Source organism: Vibrio sp. J502 (assembly GCF_025397955.1).
Lineage (GTDB): Bacteria > Pseudomonadota > Gammaproteobacteria > Enterobacterales > Vibrionaceae > Vibrio > Vibrio anguillarum.
In genome coordinates, this window is sequence record NZ_CP104554.1 from 1,322,535 (window position 1) to 1,338,466 (window position 15,932).

18 protein-coding genes are annotated in these 15,932 nt (G+C 43.9%); 12 read left to right on the top strand and 6 right to left on the bottom strand.

The genetic code is table 11. The annotated features are described in order from the left end of the window. The first annotated feature begins 62 nt into the window (after positions 1–62). The 5 genes from N5E84_RS06195 (at position 63) to N5E84_RS06215 (ending at position 4,778) form a co-directional block, all read left to right on the top strand. Complete coding sequence (locus N5E84_RS06195) at positions 63–560, top strand: tripartite tricarboxylate transporter TctB family protein (RefSeq protein ID WP_010318351.1); 498 nt, start codon at positions 63–65, stop codon at positions 558–560. Positions 561–569: 9 nt separating this feature from the next. Further along, positions 570–2,096, top strand: coding sequence for a tripartite tricarboxylate transporter permease (locus N5E84_RS06200; protein WP_017046152.1), 1,527 nt, complete (start codon positions 570–572; stop codon positions 2,094–2,096). A gap of 141 nt (positions 2,097–2,237) precedes the next feature. Then, entirely contained in the window at positions 2,238–2,939 is a 702-nt protein-coding gene (locus N5E84_RS06205; protein ID WP_019282824.1) for a response regulator, read from the top strand. A gap of 27 nt (positions 2,940–2,966) precedes the next feature. Beyond that, positions 2,967–4,265 (top strand): ATP-binding protein, encoded by a 1,299-nt coding sequence (locus tag N5E84_RS06210; RefSeq protein ID WP_017046153.1) that lies wholly within the window; start codon positions 2,967–2,969, stop codon positions 4,263–4,265. Between the two features lie 144 nt (positions 4,266–4,409). Beyond that, positions 4,410–4,778 carry a diacylglycerol kinase gene (locus N5E84_RS06215; RefSeq protein ID WP_019282825.1) on the top strand — a complete coding sequence of 123 codons (369 nt, stop codon included), beginning with the start codon at positions 4,410–4,412 and terminating at the stop codon, positions 4,776–4,778. Between the two features lie 104 nt (positions 4,779–4,882). Here the strand turns inward: N5E84_RS06215 and N5E84_RS06220 are convergent, their stop codons facing one another. Next, a complete protein-coding gene (locus tag N5E84_RS06220) occupies positions 4,883–5,974 on the bottom strand; it encodes an alkene reductase (protein ID WP_029388359.1) in 1,092 nt (363 codons plus the stop codon). A 123-nt stretch (positions 5,975–6,097) separates the two neighbouring features. On the opposite strand from N5E84_RS06220, the gene N5E84_RS06225 reads away from it, so the two are divergent. Both N5E84_RS06225 and N5E84_RS06230 read left to right on the top strand, forming a co-directional pair. Then, the gene (locus N5E84_RS06225; RefSeq protein WP_026027704.1) at positions 6,098–7,129 is read left to right on the top strand and encodes an IS630-like element ISVa15 family transposase; all 1,032 of its coding nucleotides are present in this window, start codon (positions 6,098–6,100) and stop codon (positions 7,127–7,129) included. Between the two features lie 67 nt (positions 7,130–7,196). After that, complete coding sequence (locus N5E84_RS06230; protein ID WP_019282870.1) at positions 7,197–8,129, top strand: LysR family transcriptional regulator; 933 nt, start codon at positions 7,197–7,199, stop codon at positions 8,127–8,129. 93 nt (positions 8,130–8,222) lie between these two features. Here the strand turns inward: N5E84_RS06230 and mglC are convergent, their stop codons facing one another. From mglC to mglB, 3 genes are all read right to left on the bottom strand, one after another. After that, the gene (gene mglC, locus N5E84_RS06235) at positions 8,223–9,230 is read right to left on the bottom strand and encodes a galactose/methyl galactoside ABC transporter permease MglC (RefSeq protein WP_013856962.1); all 1,008 of its coding nucleotides are present in this window, start codon (positions 9,228–9,230) and stop codon (positions 8,223–8,225) included. A 10-nt stretch (positions 9,231–9,240) separates the two neighbouring features. Continuing rightward, a complete protein-coding gene (gene mglA, locus N5E84_RS06240) occupies positions 9,241–10,749 on the bottom strand; it encodes a galactose/methyl galactoside ABC transporter ATP-binding protein MglA (RefSeq protein ID WP_069212212.1) in 1,509 nt (502 codons plus the stop codon). Positions 10,750–10,886: 137 nt separating this feature from the next. Further along, entirely contained in the window at positions 10,887–11,861 is a 975-nt protein-coding gene (gene mglB / locus N5E84_RS06245) for a galactose/glucose ABC transporter substrate-binding protein MglB (RefSeq protein WP_026027227.1), read from the bottom strand. A gap of 552 nt (positions 11,862–12,413) precedes the next feature. Here mglB and N5E84_RS06250 point away from each other — a divergent pair. Together N5E84_RS06250 and nqrM are read left to right on the top strand one after the other, a co-directional pair. Continuing rightward, a complete protein-coding gene (locus tag N5E84_RS06250) occupies positions 12,414–12,899 on the top strand; it encodes a NifB/NifX family molybdenum-iron cluster-binding protein (protein ID WP_231494626.1) in 486 nt (161 codons plus the stop codon). After that, entirely contained in the window at positions 12,899–13,102 is a 204-nt protein-coding gene (gene nqrM, locus N5E84_RS06255; RefSeq protein WP_013856966.1) for a (Na+)-NQR maturation NqrM, read from the top strand. Before N5E84_RS06250 ends, nqrM begins: the two co-directional genes overlap by 1 nt. On the opposite strand, the gene N5E84_RS06260 is transcribed toward nqrM, so the two are convergent. After that, positions 13,099–13,377, bottom strand: coding sequence for a DUF134 domain-containing protein (locus N5E84_RS06260; protein WP_026027228.1), 279 nt, complete (start codon positions 13,375–13,377; stop codon positions 13,099–13,101). The two genes, nqrM and N5E84_RS06260, sit on opposite strands and share 4 nt — an antisense overlap. Before the next feature lie 39 nt (positions 13,378–13,416). Here N5E84_RS06260 and N5E84_RS06265 point away from each other — a divergent pair, with 39 nt between their 5' ends. The 3 genes from N5E84_RS06265 (at position 13,417) to N5E84_RS06275 (ending at position 15,026) form a co-directional block, all read left to right on the top strand. Continuing rightward, positions 13,417–13,824 carry a PaaI family thioesterase gene (locus N5E84_RS06265; protein ID WP_019282873.1) on the top strand — a complete coding sequence of 136 codons (408 nt, stop codon included), beginning with the start codon at positions 13,417–13,419 and terminating at the stop codon, positions 13,822–13,824. A gap of 104 nt (positions 13,825–13,928) precedes the next feature. Next, positions 13,929–14,225, top strand: coding sequence for a PTS fructose transporter subunit IIB (locus N5E84_RS06270; RefSeq protein WP_017042461.1), 297 nt, complete (start codon positions 13,929–13,931; stop codon positions 14,223–14,225). Positions 14,226–14,231: 6 nt separating this feature from the next. Next, the gene (locus N5E84_RS06275; RefSeq protein WP_019282874.1) at positions 14,232–15,026 is read left to right on the top strand and encodes a PTS sugar transporter subunit IIA; all 795 of its coding nucleotides are present in this window, start codon (positions 14,232–14,234) and stop codon (positions 15,024–15,026) included. 2 nt (positions 15,027–15,028) lie between these two features. On the opposite strand, the gene N5E84_RS06280 is transcribed toward N5E84_RS06275, so the two are convergent. After that, positions 15,029–15,931 carry a helix-turn-helix transcriptional regulator gene (locus N5E84_RS06280; RefSeq protein WP_017049831.1) on the bottom strand — a complete coding sequence of 301 codons (903 nt, stop codon included), beginning with the start codon at positions 15,929–15,931 and terminating at the stop codon, positions 15,029–15,031. Position 15,932: the final 1 nt, after the last annotated feature.

Consider the following 15,932-nt stretch of genomic DNA (forward strand, 5'->3'; position numbering starts at 1 on the left):
TCAATTCATTAACTCGCGGCTACACGGCTCTTTTCTCCCCTATTTCTACCATGGAGTTGGATATGTCGGATCTGCCAACCAAATTTTTCAGCAAAGAATATTTACTGTGCCGCGATCGCGTTGGCGCGTTGATCTTCCTTGTTCTTAGCCTTTGCTACGGCTATCAAACGACTCAAATACCGATGTTTCCCGGTGATGAATATGAACCGTTTAACGCCCAAACCTTGCCGACTCTGCTGACTTACGCTGGAATTGGCCTCTCTTTGTTGATGCTGGTGTTAGGGCAGCCCGATAAACAAAGCGGCGCGGTATTGCACTTCAACTGGAAATTGTTGATTGGTTTTTTAGTGTTGATGGCGCTGTACGGACTTGGCCTAACCTATTTAGGCTTCGTACTGGCCACCAGTTTCTTTCTACTCGCTGGCTTTTATATTTTGGGTGAAAGACGCAAATCAGTGTTATTTGGTGCTTCTTTTCCCTTTGTCATCGCGTTTTATCTGCTGCTTACTCAAGGTTTGGACATTTACCTTGAGCCCGGCGTTATTTTCACACTCTGGTAGGAACTGATTATGTTAGATGGAATTTTACAAGGGCTTTCTACCGCCATGATGCCAATGAACATCTTCATGGTGATTGTGGGCTGTTTCGTCGGTACTTTTATCGGCATGTTACCCGGGCTTGGCCCGATTTCGGCCATCGCGTTGATGATCCCGATCACCTATGGCCTTGAGCCATCTTCAGGTTTGATTTTAATGGCCGGCGTTTATTACGGCGCTATTTTTGGCGGCTCCACTTCCTCCATTTTGATTAATGCTCCCGGATGCTCGGCAACCGTGGTCACCGCGTTTGATGGCTACCCCATGGCGCAAAAAGGCCAAGCTGGTAAAGCGTTAGCCATCGCCGCTTACGCCTCTTTTACAGGCGGAACCTTGTCAGCGATTATGCTCTTGGTCGCAGCGCCTGCACTGGCCAGCGTGTCACTGAGTTTTCAATCCTCTGACTATTTTGCGTTGATGCTACTCGGTCTATCGGCGGTCGCCGCCTTTGCTGGAAAAGGACAAGTCCTTAAAGCATGGATGATGGTTGTTCTTGGCTTGATGCTCTCTACCGTTGGTATTGATAAAGGCGTAGGTGTGGAACGTTTTACCTTTGGCTTAACTGATTTAATGGACGGTTTTAGCTTCCTCTTGCTGGCGATGGCGACATTCGCTTTAGGCGAGACATTAATGGGTATTTTAAAACCAGAAAACGACACGCGCACAGATGAACAGAATAAAATCAGCAACTTGGGCAGTATGAAAATCACCAAAGCAGAATTTAAAGAAGCGGCTCCCGTTTCAATTCGTGCTTCCATTTTAGGTTTTTTCACTGGCGTGTTGCCCGGCGCTGGCGCAACCATCGCCGCATTTTTGAGTTATGGTATGGAGCGCAGCTTAGCGCCCAAAGATAAAAAAGAAGAGTTCGGTAAAGGGTCTTTGCGTGGGCTTGTTGCACCAGAGTCAGCCAATAACGCCGCCTCTAGCGGATCTTTTGTTCCGCTATTGACACTCGGCATTCCCGGCTCTGGCACCACAGCGATCATGCTTGGAGCCCTGCTCTCTTACGGCATTCAACCTGGCCCTCGTTTATTTGTTGATCACCCTGATGTCTTTTGGTCTGTCATCATCTCAATGTATCTCGGTAATATTGTACTTATCATCCTTAACTTACCGCTTATTCCATATATTTCAAGGCTATTGGCGGTGCCAAGAACCGTATTGCTGCCGATGATTTTGTTCTTCTCAATTACCGGTGTTTATTTGGTTTCGTTTAACACTATGGATGTTTACGTAATGTTGATCGTCGCGATGGGGGCGATTGCTCTACGGTTAGCCAACTTCCCACTGGCACCACTGCTGCTTGGCTTTATTTTGGGTGGATTAATGGAAGAGAACCTTCGCCGCGCGTTGATGATCAGCGATGGGGAGTTAAGCTTCTTGTGGGAACGTCCGATCACTTTCGTGTTTACCGTGCTTGCAGTCGTGATGTTGACTAGCCCACTTGTGGTGATGCTGGCGAACAAACTTCGCTCTTCACCGACCAAAGCAGTTGAATAACAAGAGATTGTATCAATAGAAACTCATCCAACCATACAAAGACCTAGCGAAAATGCTGGGTCTTTGCTTTACTATGCACTTCAAATTTTTCCAATGTCAGCGATTGTCATGTCGTTCATCGTACCTAATCTAGGAGTCTCCATGACGGATAGACACTCTTTAATCATCGTTGAAGATGATCTAAAACTCAGAGAAATGTTAACAGAATACTTTGAAAGTCAAGATATTAGCGTCATTGCCCTTGCTGAAGGTGCCAAAGCGAGCGCGGTCATTTTAGAGCAACAACCAGATATCGTGTTACTGGATTTAATGCTACCCGGTGAAGATGGGCTGACAATTTGTAGACAGATCCGTCCTATGTACAACGGTAAGATATTGATGCTGACCGCCAGTGATGACGATTTTGATCACGTTGCAGCACTGGAAATTGGTGCCGATGATTTTGTGACAAAGCCGATTAAACCACGCGTCTTGCTTGCAAGAATGCGTATGCTATTGCGCAGAGTCGACAGCGAGCCAATTCAAACCGCGAAAACCGTGCTTGAATTTGGGGCCTTGTCTCTCAATCAATCTCGACATCTGTGTGAAATGAATGGTGAGGCCGTAGCGATGACCGACAGCGAATTCGACTTGCTGTGGCTACTGGCATCAACACCAGATCAAGTCCTATCACGGGATGTATTAACCAAAGCGTTACGCGGGATTGAATACGATGGGCTGGATAGAACCGTCGATAACAAGATTGTCATTTTGCGTAAAAAACTCGGTGATGATTCTTCCACACCGAAACGCATTATTACGGTCCGAGGGAAAGGATACCTTTTTGTACCAGACACGTGGTAATGACCACGTATTTTAGAAGAAACCTGTATGCGTCGTATCTACGTTGAATCTTTTGTTGGTTTATTGCTCTTTTTTTTAGCGACACTCATTACCATTGAACTGGTTGTTTACCAGCTTGGTACTGACTACGATTATGTACTTGAAGATTATCAAGCTGAAGCATTTCATGACTTGGTCACTCGTATTTATCAGCATGAAGGTGAAGCCAGCACCTTAAATGTACTAAAAGAATATGCCGATAAAACACGACAACTGATAGAGACGCATACTGAAAAGACCTTACCCTCAGATGTGCGAGCGTTTTTCTTTACCACCCCCAATGCCTACACCTACTACGATAATGACCGTTTTTTATGGTTGCGCCTTACGTCCACCTCACCAATTTACAGCTTTAAACCCGATGAAGAATCACCACTGAGGCAAGCCATTTTCTTCGCAGATAATCTCTCACTTTTGCTGCTTGTCGTAGGCTTTGCACTGTACTGTGTGTTGCTGATCTGGTTCATCAGTCGGCGAGTGCGTGAATTGGAAAAAGTGACCTTAGCCTTTGCCGCTGGTGATCTGACCGCTCGCGCCTCCATCAAAAGCGGCGATAAAGTCGGCTCTTTAAACAAAAGCTTTAACTACATGGCAAGCAAAATTTCCGCTTTGGTGCTCAGCAATAAAGCGCTGAGTAATGCCGTAGCTCATGAGTTACGCACCCCTATCTTTCGGATCCAATGGCAAGCAGAAATGTTGGCCGATGAATCTCTGACACCAAAACAAGCGGCGAAAGTCGCCAGTATCATCGAAGATACCGAAGAGATGGAAACGATGGTCGATGAGCTTCTTTACTACGCGAAAGTTGAAAGGCCAGAAAACGAACTCAATATGCAGACAATTCAGCTCAATTACTGGCTCGAACCGATACTAGATAAATGGCGCAGCAACAGCGTAGTCGAGATCCAGTTGCTGCCATTAGCACAAGTCGCCACTTTACAAGTCGATCCATACCTTCTCAAAAGAGCTCTGGATAATTTATTGGGTAATGCTCAGAAATACGCCAAAAGCAAAATAGCCGTTGAAACCTCCGTGATCAACGCAGGTCAAGCAGTGCAAATTGATATCCATGATGATGGCGAAGGGATTGACCCGCAGCACTGGCCATTCATTTTTGATGCTTTTTACAGCGCGGATCTCTCACGTGGAGAGCGACAATCAGGCTTCGGATTAGGCTTGGCCATCGTCAAACAGATCGTTTTACGTCACAACGGCCAAGTATCGGTGGCTAAAAGTGTGTTCGGAGGTGCTTGCTTTACTCTTGTACTACCCGTGGTGGGCGTTTAATATCGGGCCACTTAAGAGAATCCGTGAACCGACGTCATTGATTCTCTTTTTTAACATGAGGGGCGGGGCGAAGGCTATTTTACGTCTACACGTAATTCACTCATGCCCATTGTCATAGTTATTCATTATTAGGTTGTTCATTTTATGAAACCAGGTCGTACGGGTATAAAGCGTCTATTTTATGCCACAGGTTATTCAATACAAGGGCTGAAAGCCGCGTGGCTAAACGAAGCCGCTATTCGACAAGAAACTGTCACTTCAATTTTGTTGATTACCATTACTTTCGTTTTGCCTGTCACTAAAATTGAGCAAATCATGATGATTGGTTGCTTAGTCTTAGTTGTGATTGTGGAGTTGATGAATTCCGCCGTGGAAGCCGTGGTTGACCGCGTCGGTAGCGAATGGCACGAACTCAGTGGCCGCGCCAAAGACATCGCTTCAGCTGCCGTACTGATCGCGTTGATATTTTCAGCATTCACATGGATGTTTATTCTGTGGCCTTATTACTTTTAGCGTATCATTTTGGCGCGCGTTAATGGCTCATTGTTTTATAACGGCCAACCAGTTGTAAAAAAGCCAGCAGAATCATAAAACAAACGACTGCTGGCTATGTCGATTTAGGAATGGTTTGGATAATCTGTATATCCCTTAGTACCTCCACCAAATAAGCAACTTGGATCAAATGCCGATAATGTACGGTTCATTTTCAAACGCTCGACTAAGTCTGGATTCGCAATAAAGGGACGCCCAAATGCGACTAAGTCAGCGTAGCCGTTTTCCAAGATTTGGTTTGCTCGCTCAACGTCATATCGGCCTGCAACAATAATGGTATTGGTGAACAGCTCACGTAAATGTCGGCGAAAATCTTCAGGGATTTGTGGAGCATCATCCCAATCAGCTTCTGACAAATGCAGATACGCAATACCGAGTTTCTGTAATTGCTCCGCGGCTTGTAAAATCGTTGGGACGATATCTGGGCAGTTCATATCTTTAAATGTGATGTAAGGCGCCAAGCGAACTCCAACTTTGTCAGCGCCAACCTTATCAATGATTGCACTCACAACTTCCATAAGAAAACGTAAGCGGTTTTCTCTGCTACCACCATATTGATCAGTGCGATGATTCGAATTGGTTCGCAAAAACTGATCGATCAAATAGCCATTACCACCATGAATTTCGACGCCATCAAAGCCAGCCGCAATCGCATTGTGTGCAGCATTAGCAAAATCGCGTACCACTTGGTTAATCTCTTGCAATGTCATTGCTCTTGGTTCAACGCATTCCATCATCTCACCGGCACTCCCCGGCTGTGCAATCCAGACTTTGGTATCGACTGGAGCAATAGCTGAGGGAGCCATCGGCTTTTGACCTTGTTGAAAAACAGGATGCGATACTCGCCCTACATGCCATAGCTGATTCACTATTTTTCCTCCGCGGTCATGCACGGCTTGAGTGACCTGCTGCCAAGCCACAATTTGTTCTGGCGTGTATATGCCAGGAGTAAATGAGTATCCTTGGCTATCGTCTGATATTTGTGTTGCTTCAGTAATAATCAGACCAGCACTCGCTCGCTGAGCATAATATTGCGCCATGATGTCGTTGGGAACATTACCCGGTTGACTTGTCCGAGCCCGCGTCATCGGAGCCATTACCAGCCGGTTATTCAAAGAAAGTGGACCGATTTGTGTCGGGGAAAATAAGCTACTCATCATTCAATCGCTCTGTATTGGGTTGTTATCCATAGGCTATAACAAAAGAATCACTAAATAATCTATACCCGTGATCATTGAAGATGCTTGATTTTCAATAGAATCAGGATCATGCTACAAACCATGAAAATCACACTGACTCCTCAACAGAAACTGCAACTCGAACAGATGCACGACATTGAGCGTGATAGTCGAGTTTGCGACCGTATTAAGGCTGTTTTGCTGGCTTCTGAAGGCTGGAGTCAGACTATGATTTCACAAGCTCTTCGTATTCATGAATCGACCGTTGCACGTCACCTCAGTGACTACGTACTTTCTGAAAAACTTAAGCCTGAGAATGGAGGAAGCCAAAGCAAGCTTTCTGCTATTCAAACCATGCACCTAATCGAGCATTTGACTGAGAAAACCTATTCTCATACTCATCAAATTGTCGCCTATGTTAAAGAGACGTTTGGGCTTGATTATACTGTTTCTGGTATGAACAAATGGCTTCACCATAATGGTTTTAGCTACAAGCAACCGAAAGGCATACCACACAAGTTTGATGAAGCAAAACAGCAAGCATTCATAGAGGCGTATGAAGCGCTAAAGGCAAGCTGTGGCGAGGATGAATCGATAGTCTTTATCGATGCAGTTCACCCAACACTATCAACAAAGATATCGCATGGCTGGATACGTACTGGTCAGGATAAAGTGATTGAAACAACGGGTAATCGTAGCCGATTGAACATTATTGGCGCACTGAACCTGTCGGATATTGGTGCAACCATTGTTCACGACTATGAGAGCATTAACAGTGAATCGATTGTTCGTTTTTTCTGTAAGTTAAGAGAGAGTTATTCGTTAGCCCATAAGCTTCATATCATATTAGATGGTGCGGGATATCACCGCAGTGACTTAGTCAAAGATGCGGCGTTTGTCCTGAATATTAAACTGCATTATCTTCCACCTTACAGTCCAAACCTCAACCCAATAGAGCGGCTATGGAAAGTAATGAATGAGAAGTCGAGGAACAACGTTTACTTCAAAAGAAAACGGGACTTCAAGGCGGCAATAGACCAATTTTTTTCTGTGACTCTTCCAGAGATCGCAGGCTCTTTGACATCTCGAATTAATGATCATTTTCAGGTTCTCAAGCCTGCATCTTCAAGTTGATTCGGTATAGCTATAATTAAAAAGAGTATTTAGGATTACTTAACAATAACTGCGATATAGAATCTTAATGAACAAATTATTGAACATGGAGGTCTTTGTTGCCATTGTTGAGCAACAAGGGTTGGCGGAAGCCGCAAAAGCCATCAATATGTCCGCCGCTTCAGTCACACTAAAACTGCAAGAGCTTGAACGCCACTATGGCGTGAAATTGCTGCAAAGAACCACACGTAAAATTGCATTGACGGAAGCCGGCGAACGTTTCTATCCATTATGTTTACAAACCTTAGCCAACATCACTGAAGTCGAGTCTTCGCTATTTGCCGAGAAAACACACTTGGAAGGCAATATAAAAATTTCAGCACCCAAAGATCTCGGGCGACAACATTTGCTGCCACTGCTCGACTCCCTCTTAGCAAGACATCCTAAAATTGTGCCTCAGATTACCTTTAGTGACAGTGTGTTAGGGATATATGAAACAAAACTTGATTTGGTATTGCGTTACGGCACACTCAAAGATAGTCAATTGGTTTCCAGAAAATTAGCAACAAGTCGCCGCGTTCTTTGTGCCTCACCCGCATATTTAGCGTGTCATGGTCAACCGACGCACCCAGAGGATCTCAAACAGCATGCTTGCTTGGGTATGCTACGCAAAAGTGAATCATTAACGCGTTGGTCTTTTCTTAAAGGAGATGCCGTTCAAGATATTCTGATCAAACCATCACGTTTGTCTAATGATGGCGAAGTGATTCGCCAGTGGGCACTCGAAGGCGCAGGTATTGCACTCAAATCACAACTCGATATTCAACCCGACCTCAATGCTGGGAAACTCGTTCTTCTCTTGGAAGATTATCGGCAAAGTTTTAGTTCACACGATTTGGCCACAGGATCGGACTTGCATCTGCTCTATCCTAATCGTGATCACCAACCGTCACGTATCAAAATATTGATCGAGGAGATTGTGCGCTATTTTGAAAAACGTACGCTTCCTACTGGGCAATAGCAAAAGAGCGCCGATAAAGGCGCTCTTTGTTTATTTTATTTCGACAATTTTCGGCGATTAAATGTCGAAAATTGTATTTTTGCTCTTAGGCGGCTATTTCTTATTCGCGTACTTCATTGAGTCCAACGCGACAGCGAAAATAATAATGCCGCCTTTAATGATGTACTGCCAGTAAGGGCTCACGCCAATGTAGGTCATACCATAGTTGATCACAGTGAAGATAAGCACACCCGTGACCACACCCGCAATGCTTCCGACACCGCCAGCAAATGACACGCCACCCACAACACAGGCTGCAATCGCATCCAACTCGTACAAGAAGCCAAGATTATTGGTCGCACTGCCGATACGGCCAGCTTCCAACATACCGCCAAACGCATAGAACACACCCGATAAAGCATACACTTTCAGTAGCGTCAATGGCACATTAACACCAGAAACTTTTGCGGCTTCTGGGTTACCACCGACCGCGAAAATGTTCTTACCAAAAACGGTCTTATTCCACAAAATCCATGTAAAGATAATCGCGATAATGGCGTAGAAGGTTATGTACGAAAACCTAAAATCTCCAAATCGAATAAAACCTTGAGTGAATGAAGAGAAACGCTCATCAAAACCTGCAATTGGAGATGCACCCACCGAATCGTAGTAGAGAGAGTTAATCCCGTAGACGATGATCATGGTGCCTAATGTGGCGATAAACGGCGTTACTTTTAAATAAGCAACAATCACACCGTTCACTAAGCCGATGATCGCGCCGATCGCGCACACACAAAGAATCACAGCCACAATCGGCACGTCACCAATGCTGGGGAATACTTTGTTGACGTTATCAATTGATTGTAAAAGTGTTGCCGAAATTACAGCGGCTAAACCCACTTGACGTCCAGCAGAAAGGTCGGTTCCTTGCGTTACAATCAGCCCCGCCACACCCAATGCAATAATAACGCGCACTGAAGATTGCGTTAATATATTACTAAAGTTGCGTAAACTTAAAAATGATGGCTCCTGAATAATAATAATTGCCAGAAGAATAAATAGAACCGCATAGATCGCACCTTCCTTTAGGTGCTTCATTGCAAATGTTTTAACTGAATCCATAATAATTTCCCTAGAGGTAACGAGAGGCCAGCTCTAATATTTCATTCTGTGAAGTGTCTTTAGTATTAACGATTCCCGCAGCTCGGCCATTACTCATCACCAATATTCTATCGGTAATGCCTAACAACTCTGGCATTTCGGAAGAGATAATAATAATCCCTTTATTCTTTTTCGCTAATTCCAATATCAATTGATAAATTTCAAACTTTGCTCCGACATCAATACCCCGAGTCGGCTCATCAAGCATTAATATTTCTGGCTGAGTTAACAACCAACGGCCAATAATGACTTTCTGCTGATTACCACCAGACAAAGAACCGATTGATGTTTCATGAGAAGGTGTTTTTACACTCATGGAGTCAATTATCCACTGTGTATCACTCCTCATTTTTTTATTACTCAGTAAACCTAATTTGGTTTTGTATTCATCCACATTGGCAACCAAAGAGTTAAAGGTAATATCTAAATTACTGTAAATGCCAGTTGAACGACGTTCTTCTGTCACCAACGCAAAACCACTATTGATCGCTTCATGTGCATCACGGTTTTTCATCTCTCGGCCATGTAAGATAATGTGGCCGTTACTACGCTCACGAACCCCAAAAATGGTTTCCACAATATCAGTGCGTCTTGAACCGACGAGCCCAGCCACACCTAAGATTTCACCTTCTCTGAGATCAAACGAAATATCCTGAATAGAGGGTTGGTTCAGTGCTGTTAAATTTTTGATTTCGAGGATAATTTCTTTTGGCACATTGGTCTTTGTGGGAAAGCGCTGTGTTAATTCACGGCCAACCATCATCGAAATGATTTTGTCCATATCGAGCCCTTTCAACGGCCTCGTATCAACCCATTGCCCATCACGCAAGATGGTTATCTCATCACAAATAGTAAATATTTCTTCCATTTTGTGAGAGATGTACACCACGCCACAGCCTTTTTCTTTCAACTTGTTAATGATAGTAAAAAGATGCGATACCTCTTTTTCAGTCAAAGAGGACGTGGGTTCATCCATGATCACAATGCGCGCGTTATAAGAAAACGCTTTCGCTATTTCGACCATCTGCCTTTGTGATACCGATAATTTAGCCACTTTAATTTTCGGGTCTATATCAATATCGAGTTCATCAAAGATCTCTTTGGTATCGCGATACATTTTATCGTGATCGACAAAGAGTCCTTTCTTTGGGTAACGCCCTAGCCAAATATTATCCATTACAGAACATTGTAATACTTGGTTAAGCTCTTGGTGGACCATGGAAACACCCGCCTCCAAAGCTTGCTTAGACGATTGAAAATTCACATGTTCGCCTAAAAATATAATATCACCTTCGTTTTTATCATAAATTCCAAAAAGGCATTTTAATAGCGTCGACTTACCTGCACCATTCTCTCCCATTAATGCATGAATAGAGTGTGGTCGAACTTTCAAATTAACTTTATCTAATGCCTTAACCCCGGGAAACTCTTTACTCACTCCTGTCATTTCTAACAGAAATTCATGCTCTTGATTTACCATGGCATCACTTATTTATTCTTTGATTAATACCATTCAATATTAAATAAAATTTAATCAGCAATTATTTATTATTGATTGTATAAACACCCTATAAGTTAGGGAGTAAAGGGGGAATGACTTCCCCCTTGAACTTTAGGTTACTCGAGTGTCGATTTGTCCACACCAACATAAGGAACACGAACAATCTTATTGGCCATTTCCCATTGAGTGCCTTCGGTTGCAGCTTTGCCGTTGGCTAAATTACGTGCAAGTTCAAATGTCGCTTTGGCTTGTGAATCTGCATCATTAAGCACAGTGCCTGCCATGTCGCCAGATTTAACTAATGCTAATGCTTCTGCTAACGCATCAACACCGAATACTGGTACTTTCGCACCCGCACCACGTAACGCTTCAATCGCACCCATCGCCATACCATCATTATTGGCAATCACGACTTCGATTTTGCTGCCGTTGGGGCCAGATAACCAAGCATCCATTTTATCTTTTGCCATGGCGGTATCCCACATACCAGTATCCATGTGTAGCTCTTCTGTTTTGATGCCATTTTCGTTAATGGTTTTCACAGAATAAGAAGTACGAGCTTCCGCATCTGGGTGACCTGGTTCGCCTTTCAGCATTACATACTGCAGTACACCGTCACCGTTTTTATCCCAAGCAGGATTGGCTTTCCAGTGTTGCGCAATGAGATCGCCTTGGATGATGCCCGACTCTTTTGAATCTGTACCCACATAATAGGCTTTGTCATATGAAGCGAGCGCTTTAGCACTCGGTTCTTTATTGTAAAAAACGATAGGAACATCATCCATTTTCGCTTTTTGAATAATACTTGGTGCAGCTGCAGGGTCGACAAGGTTGATCGCCAGTGCTTTCACGCCACGAGCCAACATGACATCCACTTGGTCATTTTGCATTGATTGGCTGTTTTGTGAGTCATTCATCAAAACCTTGGTGTTGCCGTCATTATTTGCCTGTTTTTCAATCGCTTGGCGAACAACTGACATAAAGTTATCATCGTACTTATAAACGGTCACACCGATCGTTGTGTCAGCCATGACTTGAGTGCCGAAACTCATACCAGCCGCAAGCATGGCTAAAGTAGTTAACTTTCTCATTGAACAAGTCCTATTTGTTAGTGTTGTTATTACGTTGTGTAGGGGGAGAAACGTTAACTCTGAGAAACAGCAGTGAAAACGTTTACCTTTCAAAGGTATAGTAGTAAAACAAACAATTAATGTGAACCAGTTAAAATTTCAGTTTTGAAATCGCATTTTCATGCAGTTTCTTGTGAATAGTTTGATAACTATTGCAAAACTAAGTAATCATACGTAACGCAATGTAACATCGAGACCTATTTCTCTTTTTAAAAGTGCGATCCACCACGAAAGAGATCATACCTCTCAAAACACCAAATGTTAACGTTTACACTTGCGAGTTTCCAATATGCAATAGATTTAACTTTCATTTGACTGCTCACAAAGTGTAGATGAGGCTTGTTACATACGCCTGCAATTTATTCGCGTATTTTTACGCCATATCGGGTCTCAATTTACCAAACAGCACCACGACTTTTAATTAATGAACTCTTACATTGTCATTTTTATTATTGGCATATGCCAATAATAAGGTGTATTTTAAATACAAGAACCCGATAAACTTTAGGAGCCATGATGATTTATGCCATCCCTTGTGATCAAAACTCGCCTTTTAATCACTTTGCCAAAGCGCCTCAATTGATGATTGTGGACGATACCACCGCCACTAGCCAACGTATTGACGTTACTAAAACCGAGGGCAGTTGTGGCCACAAAAAACAGCTACTTGCACTGCTAAGAGAGAATAGAGTGGACGCTGTTATCGTCCGCAATATCGGACAAAATATGTTAGCCGCGATTTTAGAAAAGAAGATTGCGGTATATTACGCACCAAGAGGCAGCCAATTAACATCACTTCATCCAAACCATCTTCTGCCCGTCACCGACGTCTCTTTTGGCAAGCCTTCAGCCAATAAATCGAAGAAACGTTGTGCTAGTCAATGTGGATCGAAGAAAGTGGGTAAACATAACAAACTGGCACCCAGAATGCTGTCACCAACTACCATAGAAGCGTTGAAGAAAGTGCTGAAAGTAAAAGCGATTGTCGAGGGGAAATAATGACTTATGTTATAACCTTTGCGTTTTTTATTGGCATTATTGTCTTGATGGCGATCGGTGTTTTGTTTCGCCGCCGCTCGCTGCAAGGCAGTTGTGGTGGATTAGCAAATATCGATATTGAAAGAGAATGTAACTGCGTAGACGTTTGTGATGAGCATCAGAAGGTGTTGTATCAAATTCAAGAACCTGATCACGAGCGTTAGCGTTCAACCAACATCAACGCATGACCTTCCACCAAGCAAGTCGCGACTTTCGCTCTTGCTTGGTTAACAATATTACCAAAGGTTTGTCGCGATATGCCCATCTGCGTGGCCGCTTGCAATTGGCTAAGCCCCTCTTTATCAGCCAAACGCAGCGCTTCAAGTTCTTCTGGCAGTAAATCTACTGTGTTCAATTCAGATAATTTGACACCGTTGGGTTTGAAGCATGCATACGCCGCTTGACCACAAACACGACGAATTTTTTTGGGTCTTGCCATTTTCTTCTCCTAATCATTTAAAAACAGTTTGGTGAACTTATGAACATTCAACCTCCCATACAACATTGCCACTGCGCGGTGTGTTGTGCCCCGTTCTTTTCTGAAACGCACACACTGCAATTTAACCAAACAGAAACGGGGAGCGTATGCGCACAGATTGTAGCAACAGAAAAGATGCAAGGCTATCAAGGGGTCATGCAGGGTGGACTTATCAGCACTTTACATGACGCTGCCATGACGCATTGTCTGTTTGCACAGTGCATTTATGCGATGACGGCAGAGCTAAACGTACGTTATGTGCACCCTATTCCACTGAATGTACCGTTGCAAGTCGAAGCGCATCTTATCAAACAAAAACGTCACATTTACTATCTGTGCAGCACCATTTTTTATGATGGGCTTCCCTATTCTACGGCCAGTGCAAAGTTTATGTGCAAAGCCGAGTAGCCTGAGTGCTACAGTCATTAGGGTACTGGCTTAGCGTAAACTTCGGTTGAGTCACGCTTTCATCCTCCTTATACTCACTCATCATTTCTTTATTATCTTTCGTTATGAAAATTATCGCAGTAACCGCTTGTCCAACAGGCATCGCGCACACCTATATGGCCGCAGACGCACTCAAAAAAGAAGCGAATAAGCGTAATATCTCAATTAAAGTCGAAACCCAAGGAGCAATGGGTGTCGAGAACCCACTGACAGTGGCAGATATTGTCAACGCGGATCTGATCCTCATCGCTTCAGATATCGACATTGAACAGCGTGAACGTTTTGTTGGTTGCAAAACGGTTCAGGTGTCCATTGAAGAAGTGTTGACGAACGTGCAATCTGTTTTAGATCGTTATTTGTAACCGCCGATGATCACAACGCGCATCACCTTTGTTTTAAAAGCAGGCGGTCTGGTCAGCTGGCAATTAAATGAATTGAAAGATCTCAACCGCCATTTTCGCTCGGTGGTGGTGCTGTTTAACATCACGCGTGGCAACAAGGCAATGCTCAACCATACACTGCAAGTGTTAAGCCTTGGTTCAAACCCGGGAGATGTATGCCAAATTGCCATTGAAGGGCTCGACGCCGAGTTGGCCTGCATGGTGATGACAGAGTATTTACGCGAGCACACACTGCTTATTTCAACATCACACAAACAAAATGCCAAAGCGGAATTGGCGTTTGCCACCCACTCTGCTTTTCAACTGCCCTTTTCGCTACAGTGGCATTACGCCACATTAGGCCCTGAGCTTAGCAAATCAGAGGCACTCGACACGATTGCTAAGCAGATCATGCCCACGTATTGTCATGATATTTTGCATGCGCTGGAAAAAAGAGAAGCCATCTCCCCGACCATTATTGGCCGTGGAATAGCGCTCCCCCATGTCATTCACGCACGAGTTGCCCAGCCAACACTGGCGGTTCACTGGTTAGCAAACCCGCTATCATGGTCAGAAAAATCCGGCGATGTGTCGCTGATCATCACCTTATTACTGCCGACATCAGCGCCGCGAACCGTGATTAAACCGGTCACGCAGTTAACTCGTTGGTTGCTGGAAGAGGAACATCGTCAATGGCTACTTACGGCAAAAAGAGAAGAAACCCTTAAAGCCATTTTGCTGCACGTGATGGCTAAGCCGGACGACCCAATACAAAATGAATAGCTTTATTGCGACAGAGTTCGATATTCAGATGGAGTCATACCCGCTTTGCTTTTAAATACGCGGAAAAAATAATTCACATCTTGAAATCCACAGCGCGTGGCCACTTCGGCTAAACGAAAGGTGTATTTCTTCAACATAAATTTTGCCCGTTCAATTCTTACCCAAGTGATGTAATCAGCAAGAGTCATGTGTCCTTGTTGGCGAAACATGCGCGATAAATGGTTGGCAGAGATATTAAACCGCTGTGCGATGCTGTCACGGCAAATATTGCGATGAAAATTTTCTTGGATATAGATGCAGATGCCTTGATATAAATCTTCACTGCGCTTTTTAGGAGAAGCGGTCGGTTGATCAAGCATTGTGGCGCTGTAACTCAACAGAGCCAACAACAAATGTTCGTCCATTGGGCTTTTCTGAGGCTCACGTGCTAATGCATTTAGCCCTTCGAGCATGTGATCAATCGCGTGCCCAGTACGCGTTGGAATACTGTGTTTCTGAACATCATAAAAACCACTCTCGCCTTTGTGTTTACTGACCAAACTAAACCCCATTTGACGACGGCCAAATAGCAAACTCAAGACCGAACAGCTCTCTTGCCAATCAGGTTTATTCCAGCAGTTCGGAGGTATATAAAGCGCATCACCAGATAAGATGTTGACCTTACTGATACCGTGTTCAATCTCTTCGATTTCGTTGCTATACACGCCGCTTAAAACCAATTCTAGACGAGGGAAATTGACTTGGTAACTGAACGCTGGCGGCGTTATTTTGTCCCCAGCAAACCATATTCGATTAAAACTTTCTCGCTCCGAGAGCAGCACTTCAATCACATTTTTAAATACTGGGATCACAAAATTCACCCTATACCCATCAATAAACGAGGCAACTATAATCCAATACCTCATG

Coding starts and splice junctions, on each gene's coding strand:
- N5E84_RS06195 (WP_010318351.1), top strand. CDS start 63: ATGTCGGATCTGCCAACCAAATTTTTCAGCAAAGAATATTTACTGTGC.
- N5E84_RS06200 (WP_017046152.1), top strand. CDS start 570: ATGTTAGATGGAATTTTACAAGGGCTTTCTACCGCCATGATGCCAATG.
- N5E84_RS06205 (WP_019282824.1), top strand. CDS start 2,238: ATGACGGATAGACACTCTTTAATCATCGTTGAAGATGATCTAAAACTC.
- N5E84_RS06210 (WP_017046153.1), top strand. CDS start 2,967: ATGCGTCGTATCTACGTTGAATCTTTTGTTGGTTTATTGCTCTTTTTT.
- N5E84_RS06215 (WP_019282825.1), top strand. CDS start 4,410: ATGAAACCAGGTCGTACGGGTATAAAGCGTCTATTTTATGCCACAGGT.
- N5E84_RS06220 (WP_029388359.1), bottom strand. CDS start 5,974: ATGAGTAGCTTATTTTCCCCGACACAAATCGGTCCACTTTCTTTGAAT.
- N5E84_RS06225 (WP_026027704.1), top strand. CDS start 6,098: ATGAAAATCACACTGACTCCTCAACAGAAACTGCAACTCGAACAGATG.
- N5E84_RS06230 (WP_019282870.1), top strand. CDS start 7,197: ATGAACAAATTATTGAACATGGAGGTCTTTGTTGCCATTGTTGAGCAA.
- mglC (WP_013856962.1), bottom strand. CDS start 9,230: ATGGATTCAGTTAAAACATTTGCAATGAAGCACCTAAAGGAAGGTGCG.
- mglA (WP_069212212.1), bottom strand. CDS start 10,749: ATGGTAAATCAAGAGCATGAATTTCTGTTAGAAATGACAGGAGTGAGT.
- mglB (WP_026027227.1), bottom strand. CDS start 11,861: ATGAGAAAGTTAACTACTTTAGCCATGCTTGCGGCTGGTATGAGTTTC.
- N5E84_RS06250 (WP_231494626.1), top strand. CDS start 12,414: ATGATGATTTATGCCATCCCTTGTGATCAAAACTCGCCTTTTAATCAC.
- nqrM (WP_013856966.1), top strand. CDS start 12,899: ATGACTTATGTTATAACCTTTGCGTTTTTTATTGGCATTATTGTCTTG.
- N5E84_RS06260 (WP_026027228.1), bottom strand. CDS start 13,377: ATGGCAAGACCCAAAAAAATTCGTCGTGTTTGTGGTCAAGCGGCGTAT.
- N5E84_RS06265 (WP_019282873.1), top strand. CDS start 13,417: ATGAACATTCAACCTCCCATACAACATTGCCACTGCGCGGTGTGTTGT.
- N5E84_RS06270 (WP_017042461.1), top strand. CDS start 13,929: ATGAAAATTATCGCAGTAACCGCTTGTCCAACAGGCATCGCGCACACC.
- N5E84_RS06275 (WP_019282874.1), top strand. CDS start 14,232: ATGATCACAACGCGCATCACCTTTGTTTTAAAAGCAGGCGGTCTGGTC.
- N5E84_RS06280 (WP_017049831.1), bottom strand. CDS start 15,931: ATGAGGTATTGGATTATAGTTGCCTCGTTTATTGATGGGTATAGGGTG.